We start from the raw sequence: 15,460 nt of genomic DNA on the forward strand, positions 1-15,460 counted from the left end.
CTTCACCTTTCGCTGCCGAACAACTGCTCGTGACCTTCAGCAGGCCTCGCTCAACGTTATAGAAACATATGTAGATTTATGAGTCCTGTTAGGGTGGCTGTGACCAAATCATTCAAGCTGATGAACGGCCACTTCGAAGTTATTTGCGAAGACGTGGCGTCGACCGTTTAAAAACATAGGGTGTCAAACCCTCATGTAGCGTAATCCTGGTCGGCGCAGGTAGCCTGTCAAGTCGCAGCTTGCGCACCGAGCGGGTTCCATCCACGTCGAGCCCCTGATCGGCCATAACGCCGACGTCAACGCGGGGCAGGATGTACGGACCATCTGCATCTTTAGCGACGCTGTAGGATACGGTCGTCTGATCGTTGAGGAGCATCTCGCCATTGGCGAGCTTTACCGTGCCGCAGCAGTCGTTGGCGAATAGGCCGTCCTCACCGGCGCCAACGACCGGCTTACGCATGAAGATGAGAAGAGCAATGAGCAAGACAGTGCCGGCCGCAGCGATAGCTATACTGATAACACGCCGCATCTTGCTTCCCTTTCGCCAAGTCTGACGCTGTACCCCTCCCGGCTTTCACAAACCTAGCCGGCGGTTCCTCGTCACAATCTTCGCAGGTAGAGAGCAACATATGTAGATTTAAGAGTCAAGTGGGTCCGCCCAGCTCCAGCCGGTCGCCTGGATCATCGAAGGTGCTTATAAGCTACGGGGTAAGCGGTTCGGGCGTGGCGTCGGACAAAACCCGAATGTGCCACCGCGAAAAAACCACCAAGGCCCCTAATTCGATCGCCAACTCCGCGAATTGCGCCCTCAGTGGCGACAGATCGAGCATTAATACGCCCGTGAACAGCGACAGCGTGATCATTGCCGCCCCGATCAGCGTGCCGCACTTAACGACGCGCGGCCAGTCTCCCTCCACGAGCATCCACGCAAGACAAAGGTGCGCCGTGCCGAGCAGAAGCCTGATGATCAGCAATATCGGGATGGCGCTGTTGTGAGACCAAATCAGATAAGGATTAGGTCCGGCGCCGGCTCCCGGCACGCCGAACGGCTGACCTTCGGCCGCGGACAGGAAGCCGGTCGCCTGCTGGAACTGCAGAGCTGCCATCGGAATGAGTAATCCCAGGGAGAGCGCGTAGTTCGCAACGATCAGGCGTCCTTCGCTCTGCTTCCCGATCTCACGCCACGCCGCGATCAGGCAACCGAGAGCGAACAGTAATGGACGCCCATCTTCGACCGCTGCGCCGAACTCCGCTTCCATGGCCATCGCCCACGTGCGGCGACGGGTGCCAAGCGATCGGCTGGCCAGAGACATGACAGCCCGTGACAGGGCCAACGTCATGCGAAGGCAACCTCGGCAGAGGGGGCGCGACGGTCAGGTATCGCCGCCCGCGCAAATGCCACTCCAGCATTCGTTAAACGGTACGCATGGCGCGCAGGGCGGCCAGGGTGTTCCGGCTCGCGCCATTCGGCCTCAACCAGCCCTTGGTCGGTCATGCGGATCAGTAGCGGGTATAGCGTTCCCGACAGGAGCCCGGTTTCTTTCATCAGATCGTAGCCGTGGCGCCACTGCTGAGTGCGCGCAGACAGCGCCTCCAACAGAAGGAGCATCTGCTTCGATGGTCGACGATTACGGCCCATGCCGCTACTCAACCTAAGTAGAGTTATCTGTCAATTGCCGAGCAGTCAGTATCGACCTGCTGCGGCCTTTCAACGTTGGTGCCGGCGCACTGGCGGTCAGCGCGGGGCGACGGGTCTGTGGACCGTACGTCACCTAGCGCCCAGCTGCGGAACATGCGGTGACGGCGTGGCCGACGTGGATCGGCCATTTTGAACCGTTCAGATCGCTGAACTTGGTCGCGGGCAGCCAAAATAGATCGAGATGAACAATCGGCAAAAGTTGAGAAACGGGCAGCGCACAATGAATGACCGATTGTGGTGGAAAGCGGAACGGCCGCTTACGGGCGGCGATTGCCGCGAACAGCCGTTCGTTCAGACGATGGGCTACGGGTTTAGTCGTCTGACCCTTCCCCAGATCGGACGTCTTTTCAAATGTAGTAAATACGCGATCAATCAATAGCTTACCGTAATTATGATCGTATCATTATAGGCTCCGGGGCGGGGCGAGAGCCTGGCGGGGATTCTTCCGTAAATCTGGTAGGTCGAACTCCCGCCAAGCAACGGGATGATATCGAAGGACCGCACGGTGGAGCTCCCGCCCGACCCGTCGCCCCAGATCTGCGTTCGTGCCGGATCCGCATAAAGCTGATAGGGCAAGGTCGCCGTTCCAGAGATCATGCGTCGCGCCGTATAGCTGCCATCTCGTCCCGGGCTGAGCGCGATCGTGTACCCGCCGAGACCGGAGAGTATGAAGCAGTTGATCGTGATCGTGCCCGTCGCGTCGTCCGCCGACGTGGCAGACCCGTCATAGTTCCCGAACGCGACCCCGCTTGCCGATACCGAGCATCCCGCATCCGCGGCAGCCGGTATCGCAAGGCATAAAAGCGCGAACAGCACGCGGGCGATCACCGGGCTGTCTCGACACAGGAAAACGGGCCAAGCCGGGCGAGACCCCGCTCCCGCGCAGCGACGGACAGTCCAACACGGCAGCGCGTGCCGTCGGGGCGCGCGACGTTCAGGACGGTGTGCTGGTCGAGCCCCTCGACGAAGGTCTCCCCGTCAAAGCCCAGGGGAAACGTCGCCCCGGACGCTTCCAGCGTGACGGTGCTTCCCGGTGGAAGGGGTCTGCCGCTTGCGTCGACCAGGACCAGCACTGCGCCATTTGGTTGTTTGATCGGAAACCTGAGCACGACGCCTGCCCGATCCTGTGGCCGGACATCGCGTTCCCCGGTTGCGATCACGGCATCGGGCGGCAGATCGGTCGGCTCGATGGCGAGGTGATTGACCTGGAACGACCGCAGGTCCGTAACCATCAGCTTGCCCGACCGGCCGGTTCGGCCGGCGACCCTGTTTTCGTGCAGCACCCGAACACCTGCCAACCCTTGCGTGTCGACAATCGCGAAACTGTCGTTGATCGTATTCGACAGGAATACCGAGCCATCGATTGCGGACACGGACCCGCGCGCCTGGGCACGGATCGTCGTTGCACCGTTGGTCCGATCGATTCCGGCGGCCAGCCATCCGATGCGGGACCGATGTTGTACTTCGACAAACTGGCTGTCGATCGCGCCGCGTCCGATCGCCGCCTGATAGCCCCAGGAATCGGCCTCGCTCGTGCCGCGCGCCGCCTGCAGCTGGCTTTGCCAGCGGCCGCCTTGCATCTGCCGATCAACACTCGCCTGACTGCGGCGTCCGAAGGGAAGCGACACGCCGAACATGATGCTGCGGCCGCCGCGTGCGGTGGTGTCGTGCGAGCCGTTCGCGTAGATCGATACCGGTCCCCGCTGCACGCTGTAGGTGACGGACGCCAGACGGACCGCGGAACCGCGGCCAAACATCGCCGGCGCGCCCTTCAGCCTTTCCCAGGCGACTTCGCCTGCCTGATCGAGGGCGGTATAGCCGAGGGACATCGTACCGGCCGGACCCATTGCAAGCGCAATGCTGGCGTCGGTCTGCTGGCGAATGGCAGGATAGCCATCGCTTGCCGCGATGTCGCGAAAGTCCTTCGTTGCAAATCCGTGGGACAGCCGGAGCGACACCAGTGGGTCGCGGTGTTCGATTTGCGCGACGCAGCGCACACCGTTCCCGTCCCGCCCGCTGCTGGCCGCACAGTCACCCGTGGCGATTGCCAAATTGGCCAGGTTTACCGACACGCCCGACCCGACGAGCGCCGCGCTGCGGGTTGCTTCGGCATAGAGCGCCGCCGTCAGCCGTGGCGATACGCCCCAGCGGTAGCTGCCGCTTGCCGCGAACTGTCCGTAGGCGTTGCTCTGGCTCCCGAATTGGTGCCGGATAACGCCAGCCTGGACAGCGAACGTGTGCAACCCGGGTGCCAGCAGAGCATTGCTCGCATAATAGGTCACCGTCGTCCTGACGGATTGTCCCAGGGAATTCTGGAGGTTCAGCGAGACTTTGCCGCTGCCCGTCTGCACCGGCACGTTGAGGATCTCGAAGGGACCAGCGCCGATAGGCAGGGATATCGCGGATGCGTCGTTCACAAGGATGTCGGCGATGGTGGGAACGACCGCGTTGCCACGAAAATCGGGCAGCGGCATCGTGATCAGGTCGGGGCGCAGCGCGAAGTCCGAACCGAATTGAATGCCGCCGAGCCGGATCGCCCGTTGCCAGTCCGCGCCCGACGTGATGAAGTCGCCCAGCCTGAGCCGCAGCAGGCGGTCGGGCAGCGAAACGGTGTAGTTGAAATCAAGCCTGGTCGCGCGATAGGTCGTCGTCGTCCCCGAACGGAATGCGGTCATCAAGGCCTGGCCAGCCGCAACCCCATGGCCTGAAAAGACGCGGGCATCGAGGTACGCGGAAAAGGCCTGGCGACGAGCATCGCCGGTCACTGTCGTATCGTAGTTCAGCGTGGAACCGGTCCCGCTCTCCACCGCTCCGGCCATGGCCGGCTCGGCAGCGGCCGAGATCGTCGTTCTCACCAAACGCGCCTCGGAGGCGGTCACGTAGAGTCGGCCTGTAGCCTGGTCGACGTGCCACCGAAAATCACGGTCGGCGACGATGTCCGCAAGTTCATCGCCGGGCGTGGTGCGCGGGGAAAGGCCGAGTTCCGCGAGTTCCTTGGGGGTTGCCGCCAGTCCGTCGCCGCGCAGAACAAACTCGCCGATTTTCCCGGTCGGGCGCCCATTGATCCAGACCTCCAGCAGCGTCGGTGCGGGAGCGGCCCCGGCATGGTCAGCGAGGCAGATCATCAGGAGAAATCGACAGGTCGATCGGAGGGCTTTGGCGCGCATCGCACGGTCCCGTCCCCGCTACCGCGCGAGGGCAACGGTGATGGGGCCCTTTCCGCCCTCCATCGTCAGTCGATAGCGGCCATCCACGGCGGGTTGGACGAGCATGTCCTGGACCGGAAGTTCCCGCGTCGCGCCAGCCAGCAGATAGGGTGAACCACCGTTCTTGATGGCGATCGGCGCGCCGTTCGTGTCGCGCAGGACAACGTTGCGCAGCGTCTCATGGCGCGCTCCCGGATTTTCGAGCACGAGCACCGTGTCACCGTCCCGGTGCGCCAGCCGAATTCGAACGCCGGGGTTCGCCGGAGCGACGGGCTCCACGAAGATCGGCATGGAAATGCGCAGGACCATACGCACGGCCCCGGGTTCGGACGCGCGCGGGATCTGATCGAGGATCAACCGGTACGTCAGTTCCTTGGACGTCGCCTTATGCCGCACGAGAACCCGGAAGACTTGGTTCGAATGGGGTGGGATCGTCACGATGCGGGGGCTGACGACGACATCGCCGGCCGGTGCAAGGACGTCCTCGGGCTGTTGCGTCCAGGCGAAGGGCCGGATCTGGACCACCGTTTCCTCAGCGCCATCGTTGCGAACCGTCAGGCTCGTCGCCTGCTGCGAGGCGGCAAGATTGAACGTGACCGGGCTCACCGACAGGGATTGTGCCTGAAGTGGGGCGATGCCCGTTGCCAGGACGACCCCGTATCCACCCGCCATCGACCAGCGACGAAGCCTCTCGAAGCGCAAAAAACTTCCCCGGGCCATCAGTAGGTGATCGTTGCGGTCAGAGTATCCGAATAGGCTCCGGGGACGGGCAATTGACCCGCTGCAAGGCGCCCATAAACGGTAATGGCCTGAGCGCCGCCGTTGCCGGTGCCCGAGACAGTGTCCGTACCGATCGTCGTGCCCCAGCTATTGGTACGCGCACTGTCGCGATAGACGGCATAGGCGAGCACATCGACGCTGGGGCCGTTCATGTACCGGTTCGTTACGGTCGCCCCCGTGCCCAAGCCTGCGCTGACGCCGATGGTGTAGGCGGTGGTATCCGTGCAGGTCGCGGTGATCGTCGAAGTCGCGTCGGTTTGGGCCCCGGTATAGGTTCCGAACGTCAGCGCGGTCGCCGAAATCTGGCAACTCGACACGACATTGGCCGTCACATTGAACGTCGTGTTCGCCGTCGATGCGCTTGCCGAGCCATTCGCCACAACCATGCATAGGGGAATGCTCAGAACGCGAGCCTGCGTTTTGAAAAAGGCTGTAGTGGTGTGAAGCGACGGCCGACCTATGCGCAGTAACGCAATATGCCGGGCCAAGTTCTGCGTAATCATAAGACGGCGACCTTTCTCAGGCAATTATAGAATGCCCGCCAAAGGAAGGGCGTCAGCCTCAGGAAAAACGTCACCATTTATATGCGGGGATTCATTACCGGTGGCCCTAGCCAACTGCAGATTATTGCGAATTAGGGAGTTATCTAGAGTCCGCATGGATTAAGGAGTCTGGACGGTAATTCTTCACCTCATCGTACTGAAGGGCTTGTCCGCTCAAAAAGAGTGGCTGAGATTTACCGAGCATTTGTATGAATACGTGCACGCCGCGATCAAGCCGAAAGGCGCCGATTATCATTCTCGCAGCCGTTTGAACCGGCGGCTGCCTCCTACCGACTGCCCTAAATCGGACGTCCCGCTTTCTTCTCGATCACGGCGTCTATGAGGAAATATCCGCCGCCAAAAGCCGCCAGCGCGAACAGGGAAATGCTTGAAATCGGGGAGCGGGGGAGGTGGCAGAAATGGCCGGATCTGGGTCGAATGTGTCAGTGTAGTGCAAGCGATGAATCAGACGCGCACCGTCCGCAGGTCTCAAACTTGACTTATACGACCTTGCCGAACCCTTCACTGAAGCGCCACGTGCCTCGACCCCTCCGCTTCGCGTCGTAAAGCGCAATGTCAGCGGATTTCAGGATTGTTTGTATGCTGTCGCCGTCGCCGGGATAAAGCGCGATGCCGATGCTGAAACTTAGGCTCATCTGTCCTCCGTTGAAGTCGACAGCAGGCTGGACGCCATCGACGATGCGACCACATGCCGCATCGATATCGGCGGTGCTGCCGATGTCGGGTAAGAGTATGGCAAACTCGTCACCGCCGAGCCGCGCGACATGGCTCAACTCGCCGACGGCTGCACGCAGACGCTCTCCTGCCGCGACGAGGAGCGCATCGCCAGCATCGTGACCGAACGTGTCGTTGACGACCTTAAAATGGTCAAGATCGATCAGGAGCAAGGCGAACCGGGACCTTTGACGATCGGACAGTTCGATGAGATTGCGCATGTGTCGTGTGAACTGTCGACGATTGGCAAGGGAGGTAAGTCCGTCGAAATAGGCCAGATATTCGAGCTCGTCATGAGCTTTGCGTAGCGCCGCATCGCTCCGCCAGTTTGCTCGCACGCTTGCGAAGATATAACTGATGCAAAGACCCGACGCGATTGTCGACGTGAGAGTAGTAAAATAGCTTGCTGGTTCGACCAGCCAAGGCAGCGCGAGCATTGCGCTGGCGGGAACACCAACCGTGAACGCCACGATCGACGGGGCGCGGAAGGCAAAGGCTTGAGCGTGGATCAGCTGCGAGATCAGCATGACGATAACCGCTGAACCTATATCAGGTACCCTGCTCCACCACAGCAAAACCGGCAAGCTCGTCCACGCGATCGTCGTCATGAGTGCGGAGGCAATATAATTGAGCCGCAGCGGCAGGCGCCCGCCATCCGGTCGCGCCAGCATGATACTGCATTGCCTGCACCACAGCTCCGCAAATCCGACAAAGCTGATCCATTGTATCGCAGCGCGAGAGCCCAGATGGGTGAGCAACAGCAAACTCGCCAGAGCGGCGATTACCAATCGCGGCAACAGCGTTTTCAGCCCGTCCAGCGCCGCCCCATCGAGCCGATGGTCTCCCAGTCGTTCCAGCCAACCACGCGATATCAGACCGCGGGGCATGATCACCTGTTCCCTGATGCCAGCACAGCCAGGATTGGGCGAATTCGGTCGCAGGGGCAGTGCGTAGTCCTGTGCCGCCGATCGTGATGGTAGGGAAAAGCGCCGACATGCATGCGCGCATTATAGGACAGCGTGAATCGATCGAGATAACGACACCGAAAAGTTCACCGATCGGACCCCGTTCCCGGTCGCGGTCCTCGAAGTCGCCGACGTGGCTGAACTTCAAATCGAGCATTCCCGAACCCGGGCACGCTCGACGCGGCCGCGAAAGTCGGGATTGTCCATACAGGGCGCGATCCTGCTGAAGAAGTCGAGGCCGAGGCGGTCGTGATTGCTGGAGCCGACAGGCGCCGCTCTGCCGCACTATGATATTCGGCCTTGCCATCGTCACCGATCCGGATTGCGCCATAGGGCAATTCATCGACCGTTTCGCTTGGCAGCGCCTCGATCACCATCGCCAGCTGGCGCTCGTTGAAATCGGGTAGCTGATGGGCGTCGACCATCATCGTTCCCCCACCGCTTCACGTTCGATGACAACCGCACCGACGATATGATCGACGACGATGCCGTCCGACGAGAAGGGGAGCAACAGCCGCTCGAATGTCCCCCTATATCCGTCACCAAGGTTGATACGGGTTGCGAGAGAGGTGTCGCGGCGGCGGCGGCGGCGGACGATCCGGAACGTCGCGGTTAAGGCGCAGGCTCATCAAGGTCGACGTTTATTCACGTCGCCATTTACACGTTGAAAACTTCGCGTTCTTATCTTGAGCTTGCGTCACCATTGAAAGTGCCCAACAATGATCTTGGTCGTCGAGGACGAGACCGACGTCCGGGAGGAGTTGGTTGAAATGTTGGAATTGCGCTCGTTCGCGGTTAGCGGCGCAGCGTGTGTGGCCCTTGCCCTGGAGAGCTTAAAGCAAGGTTCCAGCCACGTAACCCTGTTGACGGACCTCCGCTTGCGAGACGGCAGTGGCCTTGACCTGGTCCGCGCAATCCGAGCCGACCCTGACCTGCGGGCAAAGGTGAACACCATAATCCTGATGACAGGCCACACCGATCTGACCGAACAAATAGAGCATGAAACCAGGAAGAAGGATCTTCATGTCCTTTTCAAGCCGGTCGACATCGAATTTCTTTTGTCACTGCTTACACAAGACGGGCGGGGTTGATGAATGACATCGTCAACCGCTTACGCCACGGCGGCGAGTCTCAACTAGCCGCAGAGCCGCTACGGCACATGACCGTCCAGGGATGGGCTCTGACGATCGTCCTTTTGGCCGTGGCCATCGGCGCGAGTTCCTTCCGCATTATTCTTGCGCCCGGGTTCGAAATGTATCTCGGCCCCCTTTTCTACCTTCTCGCATACAGGTTGGGCGGGCTGCGGCTAGCCATTCCCATGGTATTGCTAACGATGGCATCATCCTGGTTCTGGTGGGGCCATATCTTTACCATTGCGCTGGCGCTGGGACATGTAGTTTTCATCAATTGGACCCGCTTCGCTGGCTCTTCACTTGCCATCGCCACCGCCGTCTTTTTGCTTACCATCGGGACGGCGGCGGCGTTTCTATTCCTGCGCATCAACTACGATGCGTCGCTAACGATTTTCGCGCTGACGATGATCCGCAAGCTTCTCAACGATGTGTTGATGGCAGCGCTGGTCGATCTAGCGCTGTCACTCTTCGTCGTGAACCTTCCAGCCGGTCGGGTCTCGCTGCGCCAAACGATCAGCCTCGCCCAGCTCCTGCCGGCATCCATTACACTCATCGTGCTCGCGTGCGCGCTCGTCATGTTTGTCAGCAGTGTCCGGCGCTTTCCGGAAGAATTCAAATCCTTCATGGCCGAAACCGCGCGTCTGGCTGAGGTGCGGATCGGTCGCGGGCTTGTGACCGGAAATGGGTTCTTGGGCGTGGCAGAAACGCGCAATACAGGAAGGCATCCCCAAAAAATGCTTATCTCAGACAAAGAAAGCAGTCTGCGCTCCGCACAAGCAATGCAGCTTTTCGGCTGCACGCGGATCGATGATGGATTGCAAGTGACGGGGCCGAACGACCGCAATACGTTTGCCTACTGGGTTACCGCGTGTCAGCTCGGCCGTTACACTCTTCCTGACCGCAAATACTTCTATCTCTACTCAACCCGACCAGCTGCCGAGAGTGCCTATCGCGTGGTGCTTCTAGAGATGCTCGGCCTGGGTGTCATTCTCGTCGTGTCGATCTTGCTGCAGCTGCTCATCACGCGCGCCCTGCGTCGTTCGCTGCAGGCCTGGAAGGAAGTCGCGGAAGGGTTCGGCCAACCTGGCCTTTCGCTGCCTCAAAAGCTTACGTTCAACGAGTTCGACCGCCCGATCGCAGCTATCGTCACCGCGAACAACAGCTTTGCCGAGTTGGTGCAAGAGCGCTTGCGAATTGCCCGGGCATTCATCGAACTCAAAAAGGAAATGGACCTGAGCCTTGCGGCGGATATCCGCTTCGACGCTGCTACGGGCACCCTCGCTTTTCTGGACATGAACATCGAACGGGTTGCACAGGAACGGTCCGAAGCGATCCATACCAATGATTGTCTAGCTTTTGCGGACATCTGCGATGATGCCGAGGCGTTTGTCGAGTTTCGGCTCGCAGACCAGGAATCGAGTGATTGGTATCTCTTCGTCGGTCGCGACCTCCTGGCTCCCGGCCATTGGCGTTCGGGGTGGTTGGTGCGCCTCCGACAGTCGAAGCTGGCGCAGAATCGTATGCTTCAGCAGGCGCGTCTCGTCGAGCTCGGGGGCATGGCCTCAGCCCTGAGTCATGAACTCAAACAACCTCTCTTCACCATCTCGCTTTCTGCCGAGAATGGCCGATTGTTGCTCGATCAGGCGAGTCCCGATGGTGCGGCGCGTGCTCGCGACAAGTTTGATCGGATCAGCGAACAGGTAAACCGCGCACGCGATATCATTGCGCGTATTTCGCGCTACGCTCGGATCGAGAATGACAGCCCCGAACCGCTTGATCTGGGCGATGTCGTCAGCACAACATTGTCCTTCATGCGGCCGTTGCTGATCCAGCACGATGTCGGCGTGAAAATGACGTTGCCAGACGGGCCGCCGGTTCTGCTCCTTGCTCCGCGCGTCGGTCTCGAGCAGGTGCTCGTCAACGCCATTCAGAACGCGGTCGACTCCATCGCAACGCGCCGCGAAGCCGAGGACGCGGCTCTAACCGGTGCCGTCGAACTGGAGGTAACTATCTCAGAGAGCGGCGTTCGCATCAGTATTGTGGACAATGGCGCCGGGCTGTCTTTGAGTCATCCGGACCGGGCATTCGATGCCTTCATGACCACCAAGGAGACGGATCGCGGGACAGGTCTTGGCCTCTATATCTCCCGGCAGATCGTCATGGAAATCGGCGGAAAGATCAGCATCAGATCGCGCGAAGCTCCGGAGCGAGGTGCGATCCTGACCATCGATTTTCCCGATTTCGTGGCTATTTAGCCTATCAGGCTTCGATTGGAGGCGGTGGATCGAACCTGACCGCCGCGCTGCTGACGTTGAGCCTGAACAAATGGCCGTTCTTCTCTCATAGCGTACGTTCCGCGGCTGTTAGTTGCGGTAGAATCGCACGGCAGGACGCGATTTGGCGTTCGCGGAGCCGGGTTACGCGCCACCGCAATTCTCGGCGAGCGTCCGAAACTTCCCATTTCTGGCGAGAAGGGCTTACTTTGATGCAGTCTCGGCCTTCGGCTCCCACAACTCTATCTTGGTCCCGTCCGGATCAACGATCCACGCAAATTTCCCGATTGCGTCGGTGTCATCCCTTTTGATTATCGCAACGCCCTTTACTTTCAGGCGATCAACGAACGCGTCCAGGTCATCCACCGCGAAATTCAGCATGAACTCGCGCTTTGAGGGTTCCATGTAGTTGGATCCCTCCTTAAATACATTCAAAGTGAGTACTGGCGGGTGCTCTGGCGCGTCATAGGGCAGCACGACTCCACCCCACACTTCAACTTTGATGCCAAGAACGTCGCGATACCACGCCATGAGGGCTTTCGGCGCTTTGCTCTTGAAGAAGATGCCACCTATACCGGTAACTCTGCCGATCGGTTCTGCGGAGATAGTCATGGGCGTTAACGCGGCCAAGACGGCAACGACTGATAGTAGCCTGCGGATAGTCGGCACAGCATTAGCTCCCCCCATCGTTGCTGGCACGATGTTATCGGCGTGCGGATCGCTTGGCAATTTTATTCCTGATCGACGATCCTCTTTGCAGAAAGCGGCAGTCTCGCGATATCGGTTATTGCCACGGGCCTTCCCGTAAGCGGACGGCCAGCAATCCTCCCCATCATGACGTTCATGGTCGAACACCGGACAACGAAAGCGGTCAGCGCGGAGATGAACGAATGACTGAAGCTGGGGAGCGGGGAAGTCCGCGCGAATGACCGAATTTGGGTCACCTAGCGCGAGGCCTTAGCGGTTCCGGTCCATCTGTAGGAGACGGACATAGTCCTGTTCTGGTTGGCCATATGTATCGCCCGCCAGGGCCATAAGCTTTGTCCGATCATGGACCAGAACCTTGGCCCGGACGGCTCGGATGGCATGCTCCTCCTCCAGCCGGTGGAGTGCGTCGGTAACGCTGCTACGGCGAACACCGAGCATCAGCCGGAACTCCTCATGCGTCATGCAGATCTCGTCGGCCTGGACACGGTCGTGGTAGAGTAGGATCCACCGGGCCATGCGGCGTTCGATCGAATGCGCCAGCGATGACACGACGGTCCGGCCCATCTGCACCATGAACACGTGGGCGAAGCGGAGCAGTGTCAGGCGCAGCGTAGGGCTTTGGTCCACCGCTGCCAGCAACGCCTCAGCGGGCATGCGCAGCGCCTGGCCGCGCTCGGCGCGCATGGTGACATCGTAGGGCGAGCGATCGTCGCCCATCACCAGCGGCCAGCCGATGAAGCCCTCCGCGCCGACCAGCCCGACGGCGTAGCGACGATCGTCATCGAGCGAGTCGAGTACGCCGGCAATGCCCTGTTCGAGAAAGCACACGCTGTCGATCGGATCGCCGGCTCGGGTGATGCAGTCGCCGACCGCGAACGATACCGGCTCGAGGTGTGGCGCCAGCAGACCGAAATCCTCCGGCGAGAGACTGGTCAGCAGTCGATTGCCAAGCGGGGCGTCATCGCGACGGGGCGTGGCGACGGCCGCTCCGCGCGCGAAAGATACGATCGTCGACATATCCGTCTTCCCCTCTAATTGGCGGACTTTGCGCGGTTCCGTACAGCAACGTCGACCATCCTGCTTTGTTCATGAGCGATCAAACAGGAGGATCACATGGTTTCCATCTCGAAGCGCCCCGTCGCGCGCAGCCTTTTCGCGGCGGCGCTACTGACGGCATCGGCCGGCGTGCTCGCGCAATCGGCCCGCTCGCCGAGCGCACCGCCACCCGCCGCCCCGCCGGCAAGCGCGACGCAGCCCCCCAAGGCGGCACCCGACATGCAGAAGGTGCTCGACGCGCTGGCGGGTCTCGGCGGCAAGCCGATCGAGACGCTGACCCCGGCGCAGGCGCGGATGCAGCCTTCGGCCGCCGATGGCGCCAAGGCGGCGATGGTCCAGCAGGGCATGTCAACCGCGCCCGACGCTTCGGTAACGACGCAGGACGTGCCGTATGGCTCGGACGCCCAGCAATTCGCGCGGATCTACAAGCCCGCGGCAGCGCCCGCGAATGGCAAGCCGATGCCGGTCGTCGTTTATTATCATGGCGGCGGCTGGGTGATTGCTGACGTGAACACGTATGATTCGGCACCTCGCGCGATGGCCAAGGCGCTGAACGCGATCGTCGTGTCGGTCGAGTATCGCCACGCTCCCGAGTTCAAGTTCCCGGCGCAGCATGACGACGCCGCGGCGGCCTATCGCTGGACGTTGCAGAATGCGGCGAGCTGGGGCGGCGACCCTGCGAAGTTCGCAGTTGCCGGTGAAAGCGCGGGCGGCAACCTTGCAGTCGCGACCGCGATCTACGCACGTGACAATCGCCTGACCGTGCCGCGCTACATCGTCTCGGTCTATCCGATCGCCAACAGCAGCATGACGCTGCCGTCGCGTAAGGATTCGACGAATGCCAAGCCGTTGAATGCCGCGATGCTGAAGTGGTTCGGCTATTATTACCAGACCAGCGCCGCCGATGCGCAGGATCCGCGGCTGAACCTGGTCGCCGCCAATCTGCGCGGCCTGCCGCCGACGACGATCATCAATGCGCAGATCGATCCGCTGCGCTCGGACGGCGAGACGCTGGCCGCGGCGATGCGCACGGCGGGCGTGAAGGTTGAGCAGAAGACGTATCCAGGCGTCACGCATGAGTTCTTCGGCATGGCGAAGGTCGTTCGCGGTGCCAAGGACGCCAACGAACTGGCGGTCGCGCGCCTGAAGGCAGCGTTCGCAAAGGCGCCCCGCCGCTGATCGGTTCGACGGGGTGGCCGGTGCCGCCCCGTCGATCAATGCGTGACCGGCATCCGGCCGGCGCGGCCTGACAACGGAGCAAGCGATGCGTACCCCACCTTATCCGCCCGCGGACATGCCCGCGGCTCTGCGTCCGCTTCACGACGAGATGGACGCCTACATCACCGAGCATCTGAAGGGCTTCGTCTCGCACCGAGCGGATGGGGCGCTGGTCGGGCCGTTCGCGCCGATGTTGCGCTTTCCCGCGTTCGGTCGCGCTGCCTGGACGTATACCAAGGCGCTGATCGACAACGCGACGCTGCCGAAAGCGGCGCATGAGGTCGCGATCCTGGCGACCGGCGCGGTCTTCAACTCGCGCTACGAACTCTATGCGCACGAGCGGGTCGGCGAGGCGGCGGGTCTGTCGCATGAGAAGGTCGCGACGATCGCCGCCGGCCAGCGTCCCGCCGACCTGACCGAAGAAGAGCAGGCCGCCTATGACGTCGCGGTGACGCTGGCGGGCGGGCGGCAGCTGCCAGCCTCGACCTACGACCGTGCCGTGCGCGCGTTCGGCGAGGATCGGACAGCGGAACTCGTCTATCTGGTCGGCGGCTACTGCCTCGTGTCACTGCTGCTCAACGCCTACGACATGTCGGTCCCCGGTCGCGAGGAGGGCTTGCCCGACGATCCCCAGGAAGAGGGAGAGCGCGCATGAACGGCAAGCGGATGGCCGGCGCGATCGCCGGTGGGTTGGTGGCAGGCCTCGGCATCACCGCGATGATGATGGCGGGCGAGAAGAAGAGCGGCATCCCGTCCGAGCTCACCGATCTCGAACGGGCCGGCGCGCGGCAATTCGGCGTTCGCTCCTTACCGTCGAGCGACCTGCCGGATGCGGCCGAGCAGGCCATCGTGCAGGGTAGCCACCTCCTGCTGTCTGCGGCAGCCGGCGCGGTCTATGCGGCGACCGTCGACGAGGATGCAGGCATAGTGCCGTCGGGAATCATGTTCGGCCTGGGATTCTACGCCGCGATGCACTGGATCACCGGGCCGCTGCTGGGGCTGAAGAAGCCCGAATGGCAGGCCGATGCGGCGACGATTGGTACGCACACGATGGTCCACCTCGTCTTCGGCGTCGCGACCGCGGCCGGCGCGAAGGCAGCGGCCAACGCCTGACCATTCCGGAATACCGACGCCCCCAAAGCGCG

General features: G+C 61.5%; 17 protein-coding genes. 5 read left to right on the forward strand and 12 right to left on the reverse strand.

Annotated features, from left to right (window positions below):
- Positions 1 to 139: 139 nt before the first annotated feature.
- The 10 genes from ASE89_RS03765 to ASE89_RS20170 all read right to left on the reverse strand — a co-directional run bounded on the left by ASE89_RS03765 (position 140) and on the right by ASE89_RS20170 (position 8,355).
- Entirely contained in the window at positions 140 to 529 is a 390-nt protein-coding gene (locus ASE89_RS03765; RefSeq protein ID WP_056674147.1) for a hypothetical protein, read from the reverse strand.
- Positions 530 to 701: 172 nt separating this feature from the next.
- The gene (locus ASE89_RS03770; protein ID WP_056674150.1) at positions 702 to 1,340 is read right to left on the reverse strand and encodes a hypothetical protein; all 639 of its coding nucleotides are present in this window, start codon (positions 1,338 to 1,340) and stop codon (positions 702 to 704) included.
- Positions 1,337 to 1,639 (reverse strand): PadR family transcriptional regulator, encoded by a 303-nt coding sequence (locus ASE89_RS03775; RefSeq protein WP_330219040.1) that lies wholly within the window; start codon positions 1,637 to 1,639, stop codon positions 1,337 to 1,339. The genes ASE89_RS03770 and ASE89_RS03775 overlap by 4 nt, the downstream gene beginning before the upstream one ends.
- Positions 1,640 to 1,772: 133 nt before the next feature.
- The gene (locus ASE89_RS20165; protein ID WP_156363256.1) at positions 1,773 to 2,075 is read right to left on the reverse strand and encodes a hypothetical protein; all 303 of its coding nucleotides are present in this window, start codon (positions 2,073 to 2,075) and stop codon (positions 1,773 to 1,775) included.
- Positions 2,072 to 2,527 carry a Csu type fimbrial protein gene (locus ASE89_RS03780; protein WP_056674156.1) on the reverse strand — a complete coding sequence of 152 codons (456 nt, stop codon included), beginning with the start codon at positions 2,525 to 2,527 and terminating at the stop codon, positions 2,072 to 2,074. The genes ASE89_RS20165 and ASE89_RS03780 overlap by 4 nt, the downstream gene beginning before the upstream one ends.
- On the reverse strand, positions 2,524 to 4,866 hold the full coding sequence (locus ASE89_RS03785) for a fimbria/pilus outer membrane usher protein (protein ID WP_082451215.1): 2,343 nt from the start codon (positions 4,864 to 4,866) through the stop codon (positions 2,524 to 2,526). The genes ASE89_RS03780 and ASE89_RS03785 overlap by 4 nt, the downstream gene beginning before the upstream one ends.
- 18 nt (positions 4,867 to 4,884) lie before the next feature.
- Positions 4,885 to 5,625 (reverse strand): fimbrial biogenesis chaperone, encoded by a 741-nt coding sequence (locus tag ASE89_RS03790; protein WP_082451216.1) that lies wholly within the window; start codon positions 5,623 to 5,625, stop codon positions 4,885 to 4,887.
- A complete protein-coding gene (locus tag ASE89_RS03795) occupies positions 5,625 to 6,188 on the reverse strand; it encodes a Csu type fimbrial protein (protein WP_235516418.1) in 564 nt (187 codons plus the stop codon). The genes ASE89_RS03790 and ASE89_RS03795 overlap by 1 nt, the downstream gene beginning before the upstream one ends.
- 539 nt (positions 6,189 to 6,727) lie before the next feature.
- Positions 6,728 to 7,849, reverse strand: coding sequence for a GGDEF domain-containing protein (locus ASE89_RS03800; protein ID WP_056674167.1), 1,122 nt, complete (start codon positions 7,847 to 7,849; stop codon positions 6,728 to 6,730).
- Positions 7,850 to 8,013: 164 nt separating this feature from the next.
- Complete coding sequence (locus tag ASE89_RS20170; protein ID WP_156363258.1) at positions 8,014 to 8,355, reverse strand: hypothetical protein; 342 nt, start codon at positions 8,353 to 8,355, stop codon at positions 8,014 to 8,016.
- A 291-nt stretch (positions 8,356 to 8,646) separates the two neighbouring features.
- On the opposite strand from ASE89_RS20170, the gene ASE89_RS03805 reads away from it, so the two are divergent.
- Both ASE89_RS03805 and ASE89_RS03810 read left to right on the forward strand, forming a co-directional pair.
- Positions 8,647 to 9,018, forward strand: a complete 372-nt coding sequence (locus ASE89_RS03805) for a response regulator (protein WP_056674170.1) — start codon at positions 8,647 to 8,649, stop codon at positions 9,016 to 9,018.
- The gene (locus ASE89_RS03810; protein WP_056674173.1) at positions 9,018 to 11,315 is read left to right on the forward strand and encodes a sensor histidine kinase; all 2,298 of its coding nucleotides are present in this window, start codon (positions 9,018 to 9,020) and stop codon (positions 11,313 to 11,315) included. Before ASE89_RS03805 ends, ASE89_RS03810 begins: the two co-directional genes overlap by 1 nt.
- A 222-nt stretch (positions 11,316 to 11,537) precedes the next feature.
- Here ASE89_RS03810 and ASE89_RS03815 read toward each other — a convergent pair whose 3' ends face one another.
- On the reverse strand, positions 11,538 to 12,062 hold the full coding sequence (locus ASE89_RS03815) for a VOC family protein (protein ID WP_236701608.1): 525 nt from the start codon (positions 12,060 to 12,062) through the stop codon (positions 11,538 to 11,540).
- A gap of 228 nt (positions 12,063 to 12,290) precedes the next feature.
- Positions 12,291 to 13,058, reverse strand: coding sequence for a Crp/Fnr family transcriptional regulator (locus tag ASE89_RS03820; RefSeq protein WP_056674179.1), 768 nt, complete (start codon positions 13,056 to 13,058; stop codon positions 12,291 to 12,293).
- Between the two features lie 96 nt (positions 13,059 to 13,154).
- Here ASE89_RS03820 and ASE89_RS03825 point away from each other — a divergent pair, with 96 nt between their 5' ends.
- The 3 genes from ASE89_RS03825 (at position 13,155) to ASE89_RS03835 (ending at position 15,428) form a co-directional block, all read left to right on the forward strand.
- Positions 13,155 to 14,276, forward strand: a complete 1,122-nt coding sequence (locus ASE89_RS03825; RefSeq protein ID WP_056674182.1) for an alpha/beta hydrolase — start codon at positions 13,155 to 13,157, stop codon at positions 14,274 to 14,276.
- Positions 14,277 to 14,361: 85 nt separating this feature from the next.
- Positions 14,362 to 14,970 (forward strand): carboxymuconolactone decarboxylase family protein, encoded by a 609-nt coding sequence (locus tag ASE89_RS03830; RefSeq protein WP_056674186.1) that lies wholly within the window; start codon positions 14,362 to 14,364, stop codon positions 14,968 to 14,970.
- Positions 14,967 to 15,428, forward strand: a complete 462-nt coding sequence (locus tag ASE89_RS03835; RefSeq protein ID WP_056674188.1) for a hypothetical protein — start codon at positions 14,967 to 14,969, stop codon at positions 15,426 to 15,428. Before ASE89_RS03830 ends, ASE89_RS03835 begins: the two co-directional genes overlap by 4 nt.
- Positions 15,429 to 15,460: the final 32 nt, after the last annotated feature.

The sequence above is a fragment of the Sphingomonas sp. Leaf30 genome, from assembly GCF_001422525.1.
In the GTDB taxonomy this organism is placed as follows: Bacteria; Pseudomonadota; Alphaproteobacteria; order Sphingomonadales; family Sphingomonadaceae; genus Sphingomonas; species Sphingomonas aerolata.